A 14,627-nucleotide genomic window follows, 5' to 3' on the forward strand; every position below is an offset into this window, starting at 1 on the left:
GAACTTGGTTTTGAACAAGTCCCTCATTAAACATCTAAATATTCACCTTCCACATTCCGTAACCCGGAAATCTTTCTTTTAATCTTTGTAACGTTTCGTCGCACCATTCCTCATTACAGAAATCTCCTACGATCAATCGGTATGCGTTTTTCTCTAGTCGCATATCCCAAACACCATACCCTTCTAGAAACTCTTTCACTTCCCTTTTAGAATCTCCCGCCCAAGTCAATTCGTCAAAGTCTCCTATATGAATTTGGAAGTTTGTATTCACGCTTCCTGTAAACCATTTAAGAGGTTTTGTACCTGTCAGATAGTTTAAGTCTACGTCACCCGATATACCGTCCACACGCCCCGTTTCGCTGTATTGCCATAGGTCACAAGGGAATAGAGGTTTGTTAGGGTAACGAGGTATCCATACAGCATCCGCATTGATTTTATCAGCTTGGAACTCCTTGTATTTATGATGTGCTACATAAATTCCGACGCGCTTCGCTCCTAATCGTCGTAACTCGTCAATGAATGCTTGTGTTCCGGCTCTCATATCATCCATCGTGGTTACTTCTATATCAGCAAACCATATTGTCGCATCCTTGTCCCCACGCTCCCAGAAGTCACGCGCTTCCACTCTAGCATCATTTTCAGATACAAAGCGACAAAATGCATAGTTACCAAATGGTACACCATAGGCTTTACATCCTGTCACATTCTTTTGATACTCACGATCTATAACCCTACTTCCATCTTGCACACGCAATATAGCAAAATCTAATTGTTTACTTGCACGACTCCAATTTACTATTTCATGATGTGATAAATCAGCTATTACACCCATTCTCATTTCCCCCTTATGATTTTATATTCCACGTTCCCGATACATACATATTTGTAGGTGTTGCCGGATCGTTTCTATCCCCCATCATGACGATATATCCATCTGGTTTTAAAAGTAGTGGGATGCTAACAAATTCCCCGCTTGCCTTATTGTAAAAACCGTGTAACGGTGTTTTATATTTCGGTTCATAACCGGGCGGTACTTTAGCAATGTTTTGATATTTTAAGTTAATTCCATGTTGTAACCCACCGTTTAAATGAATGATGTTTCCTTGTTTTGTCACTCGCAACCCATCTTCTAATTGGTAGAAAGGTGAAGAGAGACCTACGTCTAAATTAACTAATCGACTTGTAGAATCATCACTAGCTGTATAGAGTTGTTTCGCTTTCGTTTCCGTTAATAATCGTCTACCACCTTCATATACGCCTTGTGTAGCTCCTGTTTCACTACTCCATACTAAGGTGTAATCAATCGGCGGGGAATCTTGTTTTTCCCAGTATTCTTCACAACCTATATTTTTATAGGTGATAACACCACCATAAGAATATAAAGGTTGTACAAGGTATAAATAATGAAAACCTATTGTATCTTTGTATACTTCAAAAACAACTGTTGATTCATTACTATCCCCTACTTTTAATAGGGAAGGTGTTAAGGAAAACAGGTTATTATTCCCACGAACTCCGAATGAAAACATGTATTGTGGCTGATGTGTACCTGTTTTACCGTAATTAGATTGCACAATAGCTGTCCCTTGGAATGTACAACCTTCACCACTATCTACGGGATTAGAAACTTGTATTCTAGCTACTTTATGATAAATAGAACTTCCAGTAGTCGCAGTGAGTTTCTTTGTTTTTAAATCCTGTTGAATCGTTCTAAGTAACGCCATCTATTACACCCCCAATATTCGAACCATACCGTTACCACTTTGGCGAACGAATGTTATTTTAGTTGCTTTCCTAGTAAACTCTGATAGTTGCTCACCTGGTTTTAAACGGATCGTATTGTTTTTTCCCCCTATGATACCAGGGCTTAACGTATTATCATCAAAGTTTAAAAATAGGTCTGTATCTCCTTCATTGATGATGTAAGAGAATTTAATAACGTCAACAACATTACACACGTAATTACTTGTTGCAATATTTGCTTCAAAGGAAAAATGACTTGCTCGCACCGGGTCATTTGTAACCTGTACAGGTGGCATACTTGCAATGGAAACCCCACCTTCTACATTCACACTTCCGATATGACTTGTACCTTCAGCAAGTGGCGGTAGTTTCGTGACACCTACATTACCAATCATATTTGTACCTGAAGGTAATGTTTTAAACTCAATTGGAACGGTAGGCATTTCCGTGACGACTACTTTACCAATATTGTTGCTCCCGGCAGGTAAGGCGCTTGTAAATCCTTTTACCGTGACCGTATCACTTACCCCACCGCCACCGTTTGAAATCGGGGCTACACTACCACTATTAGCAAGTACAGCAGGGTTAAACGGTTCATTAAACGATGTTAAAATGATTCGTGCAGCATCCTCACTATCGTTATAAATTTGAATTTGAGAAGCTCCTTCTTTCCTTGCTAAAACGTTTCGTCCATTACCCGGTACAAGTAATTCGTATTCTCTTGGACTTGGTAGGACACGAACGCCCGCGTATAGCGTCGCTACAGATAGATTGTTAATGTCATAATGGTTTGGGATTGTATCAATGAAATGATGTGTATACGCCATTTTAGGCGGTAGTGTGAGCGTGACCTCACGCCATGTATTATCCTTTAACATGTTTTCAACTCCTTACAATACTTTTACTTTTATATCCGGGAATGCTTGGAAGAAGAAATACACAGCTATGATTAAAAAGACGATTATCATAACAGCGCGTATGATTCCCATAAATGCACTCGTGATAAAACCTTTGTCGGAATTTGGGGAAGCCGTCCCCGTGCTTAGGTCACCGCCCCCGTCCCCTTTAGGTCTATCAATCAATGTTTTATCGCCTACATACATTTTTCCGGCTTGGTGTTTTCCCTCTTGCCACCCAACATGCACATGGTCATAATGTCCGGCGGTTTGCCATAACACTTCTGTAAAAAGCGGTGACGTTTTTGCCCATTTTGCAAATTCGTCCATTTTATCTTTCGAACCCGCGAAGTCCATCGCCATGCCTTGAGAATGGCTATCCGGTCTTCCACTCGGTCCGGTAGAACCGGGGCGGTATCCGCTCGTGAATCGCAAACCGAGGGATAACGCCTTGTCATAGACTTGCTTCAACTTGTCGTTTAGTTTGAGTCCCTGTAGGTCTGCCATTCGTAGCACCGCCTTTCTGTTTTACTTTTTTATATCCCTTGGATCGTGGGGAAGACTTTGCAACTTTCTTTGCTCCGCTCTTTGCCGTTGCTTCCACTTGCGGGAATGCCTTGGCAAAAAAGAGAACACAAGCCACAAAAGCCAATAGAATAAGCAAGGCACGAATGACGCCATTAGCGACACTTGTGAATATTCCACGTTTATCACTCCCTCCACCGGCAGGAACGCTCCCTTCTCCGGTGTATGGCGTCCCGTCGTCATACTTGTCTAATCCATTTTGTTTAATGATGTTGATCAGTTGCCCCGCATAATTCGGGTCTGTTGCGTATCCACCCGCCTTAATCCCGCGCGCGAAGTCTTCATATGTCTTCGCTCCTTGTAACTTGGAAGCATAGCGCGGTGTTTGCAAAAGTCTTGCATGGTCTAGCATGGATTCGTAATAACTGTTGTATTTCCGGAAACCGGAAACACGTCCCCCGCCCGCGTCATACTCTTGTGACCATACGGTATATGTTCCGGCGGACCCGACTCCTTTGATGCCGAATAAATTCTTCGCATTATAAGCAAGACCGGACATGCCCCCGGGATTCTTTCCGCTTGATTCAAAAACCATTTGACCGAGAATGATTGAAGCAGGGATTCCCGTTTCTTTTTGGATTCGTTGGGCGTCGTTTATGAATGGTCTAACATCTAAAGCCATTAATAACTACGAGAATGTGAACCGTAGTTTGGTGCGTCTTGTGTCCGCACTTTCCCTACTTCCATTCCGCCCCATTGTTTATCTTGCACGCCTTTTTTCACGAGTTCCGCCATTTCTTCACGGTCTTTCCCGTATGCAGCGACTACATAATAATCCTTCGAACCCGCCCAACCATCTTTGATAAATTGTTTCTTCACATACGTTGTACTTGCTCCGGCATTGATTAAATATTGTTGACGTTTTAACGCTTCCTCCGGACTGTCAAATGTGACATAAATTTGCGTCAGTTCTTTCGGGTCTTTCTTCCCTTGCATTTCTAAAATGGAATTAAGCAATTCTTCTTGTCGCCCGACAAGTGTGTTCATTCCATCTTGTACAACGGCATTTTGACTTCCGAGTGTTGGATAGTTTGTATAGTAATCCTTCAGTTCTTCCTCTACGGCTTCTTGCGACGATCCACCGCTATGCTTTGATTTGTTCATAAAAAGAGCCACTAGGACGACGGCAACCCCGCCTCCTAGTAATAGCATCTTTTGTTTTTTGTCAAACTTCGGTTTATGTTTTCCACCACCCCCACCACTTGCAGGAGGGTCGAGTCTTTCAAATTCAGGCATTCCCTACACCCCCATAATTGGATTTCCGAAATAGTAGCCTTGCGGGAAATCCTCTCTTCGAATTTGTTCATTTTGCAAGTTTGGTCGTGTTTTCTCCCACGGCTCTTTTATCGGGTCAGCAACCACCATTTTCGGTTGCTTTGCCGTATGCTTTACTAATAAGGCATAAGAACCGAGATACTCGTCAAACTCCACATTCAGATTGATAGAGGGTTCATATACAGGCTTGTCCAATGCGCGGAACGCGTGACGGTTTAAATTGTCGCGCTTGTAATCCATGTAAATCCCTCCTATCGTCCTTGTAATGTTTTAATGCCCGCAATTGAGTTTTTACCCATTGCTTCAATGATTGACACTGTTTCTCGACCATTTGAAAGGAATAAATAAATACCAATGAGCATTCCAATTCCCGCGATCATATCGAATACTTTTGTCATACTCTCACCTCATTTAATAGTTTTATAAACTTGTCCGAATTTGTAACAACCATACTCATTAACACGAGTAGCAAAAATCCATTTGTTACACGCTCATTCGTAAAGGATTGCAATAGGACGGTCACGGACATAAAGAAGATGACGAATGGCATTGACTCCGTAAATTCTTTCATTTAAACCACCCTTTCACCGTACCCCACGTATCTTCAAATAAGTCTTCCCAACTGTAGCCGAGCCACCCCTTATCTTTGTACGCGTTCGTTTCAGCACGTTTCTTGCTTTGTTCAGAAAGTCGTTCTAATACTTCTTTCTTTTTAGGGTCTTTTTCATTTTTTGCGGGCTTCTCAAACATAATCTCACCCGCTTTTTTGTCCGCTTCTTTTTGTGCTTCCCTTGTATTCTTTGTTGTTTCTTTTACAGACTCTTTCGCACCGTCCACCACTTTTTCAGCGACCTCTCCAGCGCTTGGAAGTGATAAGTCCGGTGTCATCATTTGCGCCAATTTTGACAGACGTTTCTTTCCGACAAAGTCGTCAAACACGAGCCATAAAAATAAAAGGGATAGAGTGAGAAACGTTAAACCCTTTGCGTCATTGTTCATGTCACATCACGCCTTCGCTTTTTTCTTGCGAATTACAAAGAACCATAAAGCAAGAATAGCGACAACTAGAATTAATGATTTACTCATTTTTTCTCCCCGCTTCCTTGCGCCACTTGTGCAATAAATGTTTGTACTTGCATCATGATTTGAGTATTCGCGTTAATAGATTGCGTATTTGCATCTAGTGTCTTTTTCATAGTCGTCATGTGATAAATACATGCGAATATCGGGAAGCCCAAACTACCAATCAGTTGAGTCATTTGTGTAACGTCCATCTTTACAACCTCCCCGCCACATAACCGAATGCGATTATGATAATAATGAATAAACCAATGGACTTCCAAATGCTTGCACCTGTAACTGGGTCAACCTTAGGTTTCACATCTGTTTTAATGTCCTTTTCATCCACTAATACAACTTGGTCACCCATTTCCGCTACAGTCGTTCCACTTGTCGTATTGAACCCTGTATCCGGGTATAAATCGTGATAGAAATGATTCAGTCCCATTCTGTTCCCTCCTTATAAATAGGTAAGGAGCATAAAGCCCCTTACATTTGTAATCGTGATAATGTTTCTGATACGACAGTGACTTTTCCGCCTACTTGTGTAGAGAAGCGGAACCAAAATTCTGTTAATCGCTCACTATCAATATAGTCACGGCTACCGCCTAAATTCGGTACACCTTGGTTACTGAAGTCGAAGCAATACACACCCGGTGGTAATGGATAACCTAGATCACTATGATTTTTATGAACCAATACTTCCGGTTTGATATTGTAAGGCGTGTCCGCTTGGTTAAAGACAAGTTCCATATTGCCCGTAAAGTCTTTTGGCTCTAGCGGTTTCCCGTTCGAATCCTCAATATAGAATAGTAGTTTACGATAAATCGTACCTACGTTTAGTTTTAAAATATTTTGTCCACCGCCTGAAAAAATGTCCGATTTCGATTGTACGAGTTTTAGTACAGACATATCCGGTTGACCGCCCGGGATAGATGGAATCGAAAACGTTTCAATCACTGGTGTAATGGACATAGATTTAAATGTCACTTGGTCAGCATTTGAAGCATTTAATTTGTAAGCATTCGCCAATTGGTCAACGGCCACTGTTAAGTTTACGTTTGCCGTATTGTTTTGTAGCATAACCATACCTACAGGGTCACGGTCATTTAAACTTACAGGGATCGGAACGGTAAATTGAATTTCATTATCCTTACCCGCCGTTGTTGCTACGTTTTCCACATAGTTTAATGATTGTTTATTTGAACCTGGTAATAATACGTCAGGATGTTGTCGTAAAACGTTATACATAAACAGTTCTTTACCTGATACAATGTAAGGTGAGAAGCCGTTATTTAAGTTGAGTTCTACTCGACGTAAAATACCATATGGAGACATCGGGTCACGTTGAATGTTCCCGCTAGAGCTTTTCAACGTGGCTACGGCTTTCACATGTAACCAAATCTTTGTTAATAAACGCGCTTTTGGTAATGTGAAATCAAGTGTCATGCCTTCTTGTGTGACTACTTGTGTAGGCAATGTTTGTTGATATTGACGCGTTGATGTTGCCCAAATCATCGCGCGTTGTTGCGGTGAATATTGCTCTTTTTGTTGTGCCATTAGTTTGTTCCTCCTTCATATAAACCATTATCGGGCCCGTTCGTATCTGATGAAAATTTTGGTGTTCCTTGTAATGCTCCTTGTTCGACTCTAATACGTTCTAATTCCGCTTGCTTTGCTTCATATGCAAGTCGTTCTTTTCGTTCCCCTTCACGGATTTCAAAGTCAGAAAAACGTTCATTTGATTCCACATATTCCGCATTTTCATAACGATTTTTGAAGTCAGCAAGTTGCTGAAATGTAGGTTTGCTTCCCGTGAAATGTGTATTAATACGATTCATATTTCCATCATAAATAGTAACTACGTACATCTTATACCGCCTCCGCAATCGGTTTTACGACAGGAATGTCATACTTACCGGATATTTTTTTGATTAAATAAATGAAAATCATTGTGACAAACGTTGTGATAAACATATTAATCCACCATTTTGGACTGAATAGATTCATTTTTTGTTTCCTCCTTCGGTTTCAAGTGTTTCATTGTCATATGCATTGCTGTTCTTGTTAGACCTGCACCTATTAGTACACCTAACACAACAAACAATGCGGAACGACTTTGTGAGTCACGTAAACTCTCCATAATGAACCTCCTATACGGCTTGGACAACTTCACTAAGTCCACGAACCGGATGTTTTGTTAAAATCGCTTTCGCCATGACTGTTAATAAAATGAACATGAGCCATAGGACAATAATGTTTTTCAGTCCGACCCCTGCAAATTTACCCTCCACTATTAGCCACCCCCTTTCAAAGTTTCAAAGTGGCGCGAACGGGTTCGTCGTCACTGTCCCGCATATACCAAAAGTTATACTTACCGGGTTTTTCGTAAAATTCCGGGCAACCCGTCGCTTTTACAATGCGGTCACGATCCGCCGGGATGTTTAAATCAAAAATAAAGAAATGACTTGAATTGTTAAATACATCAATAGGGATCGTAGCGGGTCTTTGCGTACAAGCCCAAACCGTCGCTTCCTTACTACGCCCGCGCGTCATAAGTGCGCGCAAATGGAACGGATACTTTGTAGGTGACGGGGCAACCTGCATCAACTCATCAATCCATAGAATCGTATTTTCACGCTCATATACCCATTTCATAAGCGCGTCATAATGTTCTTCGGTTTGCTCTTCGGGTGACGGACAATAGATAATTTTCTTTGTCCGGGCTTCTTCTACTTCTTCCAGTGTCTCAACCAGTACAAAGTCCTTTCCCTCTCGTAACCCATACCAAAGTTCCTTACCTTTTTTTCTTCGCTCCAAAGACTGTCCTTTTGTATCTAACATGACAACATGTTCATATCCGGCTAGATATATTTCAGCTAGATACGATTTTCCGCTACCTGTTTTTCCTGCAATAAAGACATGTTCATCAGTCGGGATGCCATTCATGTTTCTTCACACCCTTCTTGTTGTAACTTGATTCCGTACGCAAAACACCCTTTCCATTTTTAAGAGCTTGTTTGCGTGATAAATACGGAACCTTTGGTAGTAAGCTGTTGAAATAATGCTCGTCCATACGGTAACAGATATCGCCGTATTCAAAGACCACATATTTCTCACCTACTGTCACAAACCATTCATCCAATTTTGGTAGGATGGGACACCAATTTGTTCGCCAATCCTGTAAAGGTATGGCATAAATACACCTACTCGCCCGGATAAGTACCATGTTGGACATAGTCAATCACTTCTTTCAGCTTTTCAAGGCCATTGTCGATCTGCTCGTCAAAGTCCTCAAAATGGAGCGCTTGCCGGAATGAGTTGATTGAGTTCCCCGCTAAAACTTTGACCGGAAACGGTAGATGGTCTAGCACTTGGTCCGCTACTTGTTCCAGTCTCTCTTGTTTTGTTTCCCCCGGCGTTTCCGGTAGGTTGAATTGGTTTAGCATAATTTGTTACCACCTGCGCTTTCTTTTGTTTTCGTGTGGCATTCCACATCAAGAATTTTGGTACAAAGATTGTAAAACATGCGATAGCAAGTGCAATCGCGTCACTATTTTCCCCGACTTTTTCAAGTGCTGACGTTTTTGCTAACATGTTCTCTATCGGTTCACATAGCGTATCAATTTCGGTTTCACTTAAAGCCCATATTTCGAACCCTTCACGGGTAGCCACCATTTGTGACACTGTCATTAGAATTGGTTTTAATTGAAAGATTTCCATTGACGGTGCTTTTGCTTTTCCTTTGGATCGTGGGGAAGATTTTGCATTCGCGCGCGAACGGGCTTTTCGTTCCCTATCCTTTTTGCGCTTCTCTTCTAACTTTGCATCAATCTCCGCTTTTTCTTCTTCTTTCCCCGGGACGTCTACAGGAACCAACTTAGGAAGCTTTTCTTCTTCGGTTTGTTGTCCTCTTCCTCCAGTTCCTCCACTTCCGGTTCCTCTTCTTCTTCCACTTTCGGTTTTGGTGGAACTGGTACTTTTTGCGCTCCCGCTTCCTGTTCCTTCGGCTTTATTACTTCCTGTATCGTCGACATGAATGTCTTTGCCCATTGTGGTGCATCCTCCTCACTTTTTGATTTTGGTTTGCGTTTTGGTTTCGGCTTTTCGTCTTCCTCTTCTTCCTCTTCCTCAACCTCTTCTAACTCTCCCTCTTCTTCCTCGTCCTTCTTTTTGGCGAAGAATTGTCCGTCACCGAATCGTAATAGAAAGGGGTTTTCTTCAATTGCTTTTAGCATGTCGTTCATTTTATTTACCCTCCTTATATGCATGATGGCTATGCAAGCTAGATGACATGGTGCTTATCATTTCTTTCACTTCACCATCGTATAGAACGGAATTTTCCCATTTTAATAGTTGCTCTTTTGTCATAATCAATGACGCATAATAAATAAGATTTTTAATAATAATTTTGCAAGATTCCACATCTTTAAATTCGTTAAAGTCGTCCATGTAATCCACTCCCCATATTTTTTATTTCATTTTCTAATTGGTCAGCAAGTAGAATGATGTTTGCTAGTTGTTCCGCATTCGGACTATAAACACCCGATGCAACTTGTAAAGCTTCATTTTTGTTTTCCAGTTCTTTTATACGATTTTGCAATTCAAACACTCTACGTGTTAACCCATTTTTACATTCACGCAATCGTCTATTTTGTTCTAATAGAAAGACATTGTCGCGTTGTAACTGTTCAATAATTTGCATGTGTCACACTCCTTAACGAATGTTTGTTCGCTATATGTATACTATAATACGAACGGACGTTCTCGTGTAACGTGACACTTGTCACATTTTTGCATAAAAAAAAGACTAGCTTGTCCGCTAGTCCTTTTTATAACTATCTACTACTATTTTTAATATCCTATCAATTACGTAATCTTTCGATACGACTTGCGAGTTCGATTCTTTTAACTGATGAACAAACTCTAACAACTCGTCCTTCATTGCGTCCCCCTCCTTCTATATCAGTAATCGGATAGCGCGTGGTCTATGATGTATTCTCTTTATACGTCCTTTACTTTCCAATTGGGATATATAGCGGTGCGCCGTTTGGTGTGACACATACAAACGTGACGCCATTTCCCTAACACTTGGCGCAAAACCGAATTCTTCCATATATCCTGCAATACAATCAATCGCTTCTTGTTCTCTTTCCGTTAACATATTTATGCCCCCTTGATATTACCATCTGGTGTGTCGTGAAATTTAATTTCTTGCCATACCTTTTCATCTAACTCGTCATTAGACCAATACATAGGTTTTGTGGAATCATAATCTTCAAAGTGATGAGGGAAACTCACATTCCCAACATAATCTATTAAACGTTTCTTTCTCCGGTGTAAAGAAATGCTTTTCGATTCTAAACTGTTCGCTTCTACATCACGGTTACTTGTTAACGCACGTAAGAGAGAAACGCGTTTCGTTCTATCTTGATAAATCTTTACCGATCTATCACCATCTAATACGTTTTGATATAATCCTTGGAAATCACTATAACGCATGTTTTCCTTTACATCTTTTCGTATTCCTTTTGCTTTCACTTTTTCGTATGCTACTATTTTTCCGTCTTCTTCTTTATAACCGACTTCTGAATAAAATTTCTCTTGGATATATAAACCGTATGAAACATCACCCTTCTTGTCCCAATCACCGAAATTTTTACCTACTTTTCCCGGTGTTATTTCAGCGTCACAAACGACGGAATCCGTATCGAAATAATAAACGTTCCCTTTTGCTTCTTGCTCTTTTATCATTTCATAGTGAGATATTCTACCTAAACTCGTTATCAAGGCGGACACATGCGGTTGAATATAGGCTGATTTTGAAACGGTAGCATATTGGATAAACTCTTGTTTAATGCCCTTCACTTTAGAATATGTTAGTTTGACATAGTCTTCGCCCTTTGCGATTCTTTCCGCTTCGTCTTCCACGTTACAAAAAGCTTTTTGAATCCTTCTCATACCAAATTTTCCGTACAACGCATTAAGAATTCTTTTGGCGAAATCTCTCTTAGCTCCGTGACCATTTGTTTTCATGGATTCAAAATATGTCACAAAACCCTTGAACAACTTTTCTTTTTTAGGCCAAAAGTACACTTCTTGTATTTCTTCGATTTCCGCTCCATAATCTTCTGCCATCATTAATTCATCGAATGACCACACACCCCATAATTTACCGGTAGGGAATAATAGTTTTCGAGAAAATTTATAAGGTAACGGCGGAATGTTCATTTCTGGTATGTTGATCTTTACGAGAGCAAAACCATTACCATTCTTTTTATTTGAGTATTTATAGCTTTCGTAAACATCTATCGGTAGAATTTTTTCTCCCAATCTATATGTTTTTACCAAACCATAAGGAACTTCCATTTCCTTCATAATAGAAGGATACATACTTACTTTGTCGTAATGCTTTACATTTTCCGCTATTGGCTTGATGATCTCCACACGTCCGCCGTGATATGCTTTTCTAATTTGTTGTTCAACGTATTCGCATTCTGGATTGTAATTGTAATTGGTAGAGGTAAGTTTTTTATATTCCTCTTTCCAAAATTTACGGAATATCTTTAGTGACAATGATGCAACTGTTGGTGCTGTCACAAATTCATGTACATTCAATCTACTAATTTGTATAACTTCTACAATGATGTTATATAAAGAGACACAATCCCTTTCTAAATAATCAACTAAAACAGGGTCATTGCACGAAACGCACTTGAAAAAATCTTCTTTATCTTTAAAACCTAGTGACTCTGCATAGGGCATAATATCCATTTTACCAGAGTCGCCCATCTCAAAACTTTCACAAATATCAGCTAGTGAACTAGGTAATAATTTATAAGAATCATGAAATGTCATGTTGTTTAATTTACAAACCGCAACGCGATCATTTATAAAAGTTGATTCACTAAAATCTATCTTATCTGTACCTAAAATATTGTATAACATTTTAGACATGTCAAAATCTAAAAAATGCACATAAACGTGTAAATCATACTCTTGTCCTAGTGATTGTAGGTGTGTTAAAATGAATCTAGGGTTACTGGAGTGAAAGAAACGTTCTCCGTCATAAATACCTGAGAGAAATATTTCACCGTATTCTCCTCGGGTTTCAACATCGAGTGTGACTAGTTTGAAGGGCTTCTCACACTCTTTTTCTATGCCTTTTTTTGTGGTCATGTTTTCTACTTCCTTTTCAATAAATTTGAAATCTCAATTGCATAACCTTCATCGAATATATGTACCGCTTCCTTTAATTGCCTTATGAATGCTCTTTTATGCTGCGGATCATATAAACAAGTCATCATGGTTGCTATTAATTTTAATAATGGTAATAAATATTGACACTTACCTCTATACACTTCATTAAAACCGTCCGCGTAATAATACTCTGTCATATCCATTACTTGATGTTTTTCTGAATAAACAATATCAAATTCACCTGTAGGGACGCCGTATCTGTCATTCAAGTTATCCCAAATGTATTGTTTCAAACCATCAGTCCCACCAAAATCATACACTCTTTCTACTTCACTACGTTGGGTATACCATTCCTCTAAATCGAACCCACCTTTATCTGTCCAAAAAACAAATAGATTTAACCCCTCAACCTGTTCTGCATGTTTCCTACGTTTTTCAGCTTTGTTTCTTTCTCTTGTGATCTTTCTCTTTTGTGACGCGATTGCTTTATCTAATTTCTTCCTTGATGTATATTGTGATGGGTTTTCCAATCCCCACCGTTCCGCTTCTTCTCTATAACTTCTTAATCTATCTCTATTCTTTTTGTTTCTTTCTTTTTTCTTATATAAATTTTCTAATTGTTTTCCTTTTGTTTTCTTTAATTGTTTTTGAGAAATACCTTCAGAAGAAAGGAAAGATATTTTCTTTTTCTTTTCCTGCTTTTTTCTTGTCCGTTTATTCGCCAATTTTTGCACCACCTTTATAAAAAGGAAGGTGAACGAATCACCCTCCTATGTAACTATTAAATAATAGAATCCAATACCATAACTGAATACGCTAACTGTAACTCGCTTTTAGACAAAGCTATCACTCTGTAATCTCCGTCCAAACCTTCAGTAAGATGAAATACACCATTCTCTTTTTCGATCATTTCTAATGTACGTCCATCAGTCTCAATAAGAATGCGTTTCGGTAAAGTAGGTTTCAATTTCATATCCTCCTATCGGTTATTGTTTCTATTATTGTTATAGTTGTTATTACGGTTTTGATTGTTGTTGCGGTTATTATTATTGCGATTGTTGTTGTACTGCTGATTATTGTTATTATTGTTGTACTGCTGATTGTTATTGTTCCCTTGTTGTTCTCCTTGTGGCTTGTCCAGAAACTCAACATTATCAGCGTGAACTTCAGTTACCCAAATAGTAACACCTTGTTCATTTTCATAGTTGCGTGATTTTATCTTCCCGGTGATCGCTACTCGTTGACCTTTTTCAGTATGGTTTGCTGTATTTTCAGCTTGTCCACGCCATATAACGATGTTTATAAAGTCCGCACCGCGATTACCTTGCTCGTCCTTATAATCATGTGGTACCGCGATTGTACCGCTTGCTACCGCCACGCCATTTGGTGTATAACGTAAATCAACTGCTTTTGTTAAACGTCCTACTAGGGTTACATTGTTCATTTTTTTATTTCCTCCTATTAATTTTCACCGTTTTTGTTTGTTAAGAAGTTTTGCAAATGTTCTTCGGATATACGGACAAGTCTCCCAACCTTATAGGAATCGAGCGAACCATCTTTAATCCAATTTGAAACTGTTTTTTCTGATACTTTCAATTGTGTCGCAATCTCTTTTATCGTATAAAATGCTTCTGACAAAAGAACTCACCTCATTTCGGATCGTTACTGTTAGTTTCCGTTAATTTCGGTTACATTCTGATTATAAAACTAATCAATTGGAAATGTCAACCGCTATTTGCCACTTCTTACCTCTATATTATTATACGAACAACCATTCCCTTTTACAAGATATACAACGAATATCCGTTCCCTTTTTTTGTTCCTTTCTTTACAACCGTGTTACACGACCTCCCTCCGATCATCCTCCCT

General features: G+C 39.5%; 29 protein-coding genes. All 29 read right to left on the bottom strand.

Features of this window, described 5'->3' with window-relative positions; translation table 11 throughout:
• Positions 1–34: 34 nt before the first annotated feature.
• Positions 35–832, bottom strand: a complete 798-nt coding sequence (locus QCI73_RS30575; RefSeq protein WP_353824178.1) for a glycoside hydrolase family 25 protein — start codon at positions 830–832, stop codon at positions 35–37.
• Between the two features lie 13 nt (positions 833–845).
• Entirely contained in the window at positions 846–1,724 is an 879-nt protein-coding gene (locus tag QCI73_RS30580; RefSeq protein ID WP_353824179.1) for a hypothetical protein, read from the bottom strand.
• 3 nt (positions 1,725–1,727) lie between these two features.
• A complete protein-coding gene (locus QCI73_RS30585; protein WP_353824180.1) occupies positions 1,728–2,621 on the bottom strand; it encodes a hypothetical protein in 894 nt (297 codons plus the stop codon).
• A 12-nt stretch (positions 2,622–2,633) separates the two neighbouring features.
• Positions 2,634–3,146, bottom strand: a complete 513-nt coding sequence (locus QCI73_RS30590; RefSeq protein WP_048533790.1) for a membrane protein — start codon at positions 3,144–3,146, stop codon at positions 2,634–2,636.
• Complete coding sequence (locus QCI73_RS30595; protein WP_061129587.1) at positions 3,094–3,846, bottom strand: glycoside hydrolase family 73 protein; 753 nt, start codon at positions 3,844–3,846, stop codon at positions 3,094–3,096. The genes QCI73_RS30590 and QCI73_RS30595 overlap by 53 nt, the downstream gene beginning before the upstream one ends.
• Positions 3,846–4,460 carry a hypothetical protein gene (locus tag QCI73_RS30600; RefSeq protein ID WP_061129588.1) on the bottom strand — a complete coding sequence of 205 codons (615 nt, stop codon included), beginning with the start codon at positions 4,458–4,460 and terminating at the stop codon, positions 3,846–3,848. The genes QCI73_RS30595 and QCI73_RS30600 overlap by 1 nt, the downstream gene beginning before the upstream one ends.
• A gap of 3 nt (positions 4,461–4,463) precedes the next feature.
• Entirely contained in the window at positions 4,464–4,739 is a 276-nt protein-coding gene (locus QCI73_RS30605) for a hypothetical protein (protein WP_000384937.1), read from the bottom strand.
• An 11-nt stretch (positions 4,740–4,750) separates the two neighbouring features.
• A complete protein-coding gene (locus tag QCI73_RS30610; RefSeq protein WP_000169698.1) occupies positions 4,751–4,897 on the bottom strand; it encodes a hypothetical protein in 147 nt (48 codons plus the stop codon).
• Positions 4,894–5,070, bottom strand: a complete 177-nt coding sequence (locus QCI73_RS30615) for a hypothetical protein (RefSeq protein WP_000657808.1) — start codon at positions 5,068–5,070, stop codon at positions 4,894–4,896. The genes QCI73_RS30610 and QCI73_RS30615 overlap by 4 nt, the downstream gene beginning before the upstream one ends.
• Positions 5,067–5,498: a cytoplasmic protein gene (locus tag QCI73_RS30620; RefSeq protein ID WP_270711522.1), complete on the bottom strand. Its 432-nt coding sequence runs from the start codon at positions 5,496–5,498 to the stop codon at positions 5,067–5,069. Before QCI73_RS30620 ends, QCI73_RS30615 begins: the two co-directional genes overlap by 4 nt.
• Before the next feature lie 83 nt (positions 5,499–5,581).
• A complete protein-coding gene (locus QCI73_RS30625; protein WP_021729038.1) occupies positions 5,582–5,773 on the bottom strand; it encodes a hypothetical protein in 192 nt (63 codons plus the stop codon).
• 2 nt (positions 5,774–5,775) lie between these two features.
• Entirely contained in the window at positions 5,776–6,006 is a 231-nt protein-coding gene (locus QCI73_RS30630; protein ID WP_353824183.1) for a hypothetical protein, read from the bottom strand.
• Positions 6,007–6,047: 41 nt separating this feature from the next.
• On the bottom strand, positions 6,048–7,118 hold the full coding sequence (locus QCI73_RS30635; RefSeq protein WP_353824184.1) for a cytoplasmic protein: 1,071 nt from the start codon (positions 7,116–7,118) through the stop codon (positions 6,048–6,050).
• The gene (locus QCI73_RS30640; RefSeq protein ID WP_353824185.1) at positions 7,118–7,429 is read right to left on the bottom strand and encodes a hypothetical protein; all 312 of its coding nucleotides are present in this window, start codon (positions 7,427–7,429) and stop codon (positions 7,118–7,120) included. Before QCI73_RS30640 ends, QCI73_RS30635 begins: the two co-directional genes overlap by 1 nt.
• A gap of 107 nt (positions 7,430–7,536) precedes the next feature.
• Positions 7,537–7,701 carry a hypothetical protein gene (locus QCI73_RS30645; RefSeq protein WP_262727677.1) on the bottom strand — a complete coding sequence of 55 codons (165 nt, stop codon included), beginning with the start codon at positions 7,699–7,701 and terminating at the stop codon, positions 7,537–7,539.
• A 10-nt stretch (positions 7,702–7,711) separates the two neighbouring features.
• Positions 7,712–7,852, bottom strand: coding sequence for a hypothetical protein (locus tag QCI73_RS30650; protein ID WP_262727676.1), 141 nt, complete (start codon positions 7,850–7,852; stop codon positions 7,712–7,714).
• Between the two features lie 16 nt (positions 7,853–7,868).
• On the bottom strand, positions 7,869–8,507 hold the full coding sequence (locus QCI73_RS30655) for an ATP-binding protein (RefSeq protein ID WP_262727675.1): 639 nt from the start codon (positions 8,505–8,507) through the stop codon (positions 7,869–7,871).
• Complete coding sequence (locus QCI73_RS30660; RefSeq protein WP_353824186.1) at positions 8,488–8,688, bottom strand: hypothetical protein; 201 nt, start codon at positions 8,686–8,688, stop codon at positions 8,488–8,490. The genes QCI73_RS30655 and QCI73_RS30660 overlap by 20 nt, the downstream gene beginning before the upstream one ends.
• A gap of 164 nt (positions 8,689–8,852) precedes the next feature.
• Entirely contained in the window at positions 8,853–9,437 is a 585-nt protein-coding gene (locus QCI73_RS30665; RefSeq protein ID WP_003257741.1) for a hypothetical protein, read from the bottom strand.
• A complete protein-coding gene (locus tag QCI73_RS30670; RefSeq protein ID WP_353824187.1) occupies positions 9,425–9,805 on the bottom strand; it encodes a hypothetical protein in 381 nt (126 codons plus the stop codon). The genes QCI73_RS30665 and QCI73_RS30670 overlap by 13 nt, the downstream gene beginning before the upstream one ends.
• A 1-nt stretch (position 9,806) precedes the next feature.
• Positions 9,807–10,010, bottom strand: coding sequence for a hypothetical protein (locus tag QCI73_RS30675; protein ID WP_353824188.1), 204 nt, complete (start codon positions 10,008–10,010; stop codon positions 9,807–9,809).
• Positions 9,997–10,263 carry a hypothetical protein gene (locus tag QCI73_RS30680; protein ID WP_353824189.1) on the bottom strand — a complete coding sequence of 89 codons (267 nt, stop codon included), beginning with the start codon at positions 10,261–10,263 and terminating at the stop codon, positions 9,997–9,999. The genes QCI73_RS30675 and QCI73_RS30680 overlap by 14 nt, the downstream gene beginning before the upstream one ends.
• 117 nt (positions 10,264–10,380) lie before the next feature.
• Positions 10,381–10,503 carry a hypothetical protein gene (locus tag QCI73_RS30685; RefSeq protein ID WP_353824190.1) on the bottom strand — a complete coding sequence of 41 codons (123 nt, stop codon included), beginning with the start codon at positions 10,501–10,503 and terminating at the stop codon, positions 10,381–10,383.
• Between the two features lie 15 nt (positions 10,504–10,518).
• On the bottom strand, positions 10,519–10,722 hold the full coding sequence (locus tag QCI73_RS30690; protein WP_353824191.1) for a LexA family protein: 204 nt from the start codon (positions 10,720–10,722) through the stop codon (positions 10,519–10,521).
• Between the two features lie 2 nt (positions 10,723–10,724).
• Positions 10,725–12,737: a DNA polymerase gene (locus tag QCI73_RS30695; RefSeq protein ID WP_353824192.1), complete on the bottom strand. Its 2,013-nt coding sequence runs from the start codon at positions 12,735–12,737 to the stop codon at positions 10,725–10,727.
• A gap of 5 nt (positions 12,738–12,742) precedes the next feature.
• Positions 12,743–13,483, bottom strand: a complete 741-nt coding sequence (locus tag QCI73_RS30700) for a hypothetical protein (protein WP_353824193.1) — start codon at positions 13,481–13,483, stop codon at positions 12,743–12,745.
• A 56-nt stretch (positions 13,484–13,539) separates the two neighbouring features.
• On the bottom strand, positions 13,540–13,725 hold the full coding sequence (locus tag QCI73_RS30705) for a hypothetical protein (RefSeq protein WP_353824194.1): 186 nt from the start codon (positions 13,723–13,725) through the stop codon (positions 13,540–13,542).
• 12 nt (positions 13,726–13,737) lie between these two features.
• A complete protein-coding gene (locus tag QCI73_RS30710; RefSeq protein WP_353824195.1) occupies positions 13,738–14,202 on the bottom strand; it encodes a single-stranded DNA-binding protein in 465 nt (154 codons plus the stop codon).
• A gap of 17 nt (positions 14,203–14,219) precedes the next feature.
• Complete coding sequence (locus QCI73_RS30715; protein WP_353824196.1) at positions 14,220–14,396, bottom strand: helix-turn-helix domain-containing protein; 177 nt, start codon at positions 14,394–14,396, stop codon at positions 14,220–14,222.
• Positions 14,397–14,627: the final 231 nt, after the last annotated feature.

It is taken from the genome of Bacillus cereus group sp. MG16 (assembly GCF_040459875.1).
In the GTDB taxonomy this organism is placed as follows: domain Bacteria; phylum Bacillota; class Bacilli; order Bacillales; family Bacillaceae_G; genus Bacillus_A; species Bacillus_A paranthracis.

What these genes read in the sequence shown, in the direction of transcription:
- QCI73_RS30575 (WP_353824178.1), bottom strand. Translation starts at nt 832, where the DNA reads ATGGGTGTAATAGCTGATTTATCACATCATGAAATAGTAAATTGGAGT.
- QCI73_RS30580 (WP_353824179.1), bottom strand. Translation starts at nt 1,724, where the DNA reads ATGGCGTTACTTAGAACGATTCAACAGGATTTAAAAACAAAGAAACTC.
- QCI73_RS30585 (WP_353824180.1), bottom strand. Translation starts at nt 2,621, where the DNA reads ATGTTAAAGGATAATACATGGCGTGAGGTCACGCTCACACTACCGCCT.
- QCI73_RS30590 (WP_048533790.1), bottom strand. Translation starts at nt 3,146, where the DNA reads ATGGCAGACCTACAGGGACTCAAACTAAACGACAAGTTGAAGCAAGTC.
- QCI73_RS30595 (WP_061129587.1), bottom strand. Translation starts at nt 3,846, where the DNA reads ATGGCTTTAGATGTTAGACCATTCATAAACGACGCCCAACGAATCCAA.
- QCI73_RS30600 (WP_061129588.1), bottom strand. Translation starts at nt 4,460, where the DNA reads ATGCCTGAATTTGAAAGACTCGACCCTCCTGCAAGTGGTGGGGGTGGT.
- QCI73_RS30605 (WP_000384937.1), bottom strand. Translation starts at nt 4,739, where the DNA reads ATGGATTACAAGCGCGACAATTTAAACCGTCACGCGTTCCGCGCATTG.
- QCI73_RS30610 (WP_000169698.1), bottom strand. Translation starts at nt 4,897, where the DNA reads ATGACAAAAGTATTCGATATGATCGCGGGAATTGGAATGCTCATTGGT.
- QCI73_RS30615 (WP_000657808.1), bottom strand. Translation starts at nt 5,070, where the DNA reads ATGAAAGAATTTACGGAGTCAATGCCATTCGTCATCTTCTTTATGTCC.
- QCI73_RS30620 (WP_270711522.1), bottom strand. Translation starts at nt 5,498, where the DNA reads ATGAACAATGACGCAAAGGGTTTAACGTTTCTCACTCTATCCCTTTTA.
- QCI73_RS30625 (WP_021729038.1), bottom strand. Translation starts at nt 5,773, where the DNA reads ATGGACGTTACACAAATGACTCAACTGATTGGTAGTTTGGGCTTCCCG.
- QCI73_RS30630 (WP_353824183.1), bottom strand. Translation starts at nt 6,006, where the DNA reads ATGGGACTGAATCATTTCTATCACGATTTATACCCGGATACAGGGTTC.
- QCI73_RS30635 (WP_353824184.1), bottom strand. Translation starts at nt 7,118, where the DNA reads ATGGCACAACAAAAAGAGCAATATTCACCGCAACAACGCGCGATGATT.
- QCI73_RS30640 (WP_353824185.1), bottom strand. Translation starts at nt 7,429, where the DNA reads ATGTACGTAGTTACTATTTATGATGGAAATATGAATCGTATTAATACA.
- QCI73_RS30645 (WP_262727677.1), bottom strand. Translation starts at nt 7,701, where the DNA reads ATGGAGAGTTTACGTGACTCACAAAGTCGTTCCGCATTGTTTGTTGTG.
- QCI73_RS30655 (WP_262727675.1), bottom strand. Translation starts at nt 8,507, where the DNA reads ATGAATGGCATCCCGACTGATGAACATGTCTTTATTGCAGGAAAAACA.
- QCI73_RS30670 (WP_353824187.1), bottom strand. Translation starts at nt 9,805, where the DNA reads ATGAACGACATGCTAAAAGCAATTGAAGAAAACCCCTTTCTATTACGA.
- QCI73_RS30675 (WP_353824188.1), bottom strand. Translation starts at nt 10,010, where the DNA reads ATGGACGACTTTAACGAATTTAAAGATGTGGAATCTTGCAAAATTATT.
- QCI73_RS30680 (WP_353824189.1), bottom strand. Translation starts at nt 10,263, where the DNA reads ATGCAAATTATTGAACAGTTACAACGCGACAATGTCTTTCTATTAGAA.
- QCI73_RS30685 (WP_353824190.1), bottom strand. Translation starts at nt 10,503, where the DNA reads ATGAAGGACGAGTTGTTAGAGTTTGTTCATCAGTTAAAAGAATCGAAC.
- QCI73_RS30690 (WP_353824191.1), bottom strand. Translation starts at nt 10,722, where the DNA reads ATGTTAACGGAAAGAGAACAAGAAGCGATTGATTGTATTGCAGGATAT.
- QCI73_RS30695 (WP_353824192.1), bottom strand. Translation starts at nt 12,737, where the DNA reads ATGACCACAAAAAAAGGCATAGAAAAAGAGTGTGAGAAGCCCTTCAAA.
- QCI73_RS30710 (WP_353824195.1), bottom strand. Translation starts at nt 14,202, where the DNA reads ATGAACAATGTAACCCTAGTAGGACGTTTAACAAAAGCAGTTGATTTA.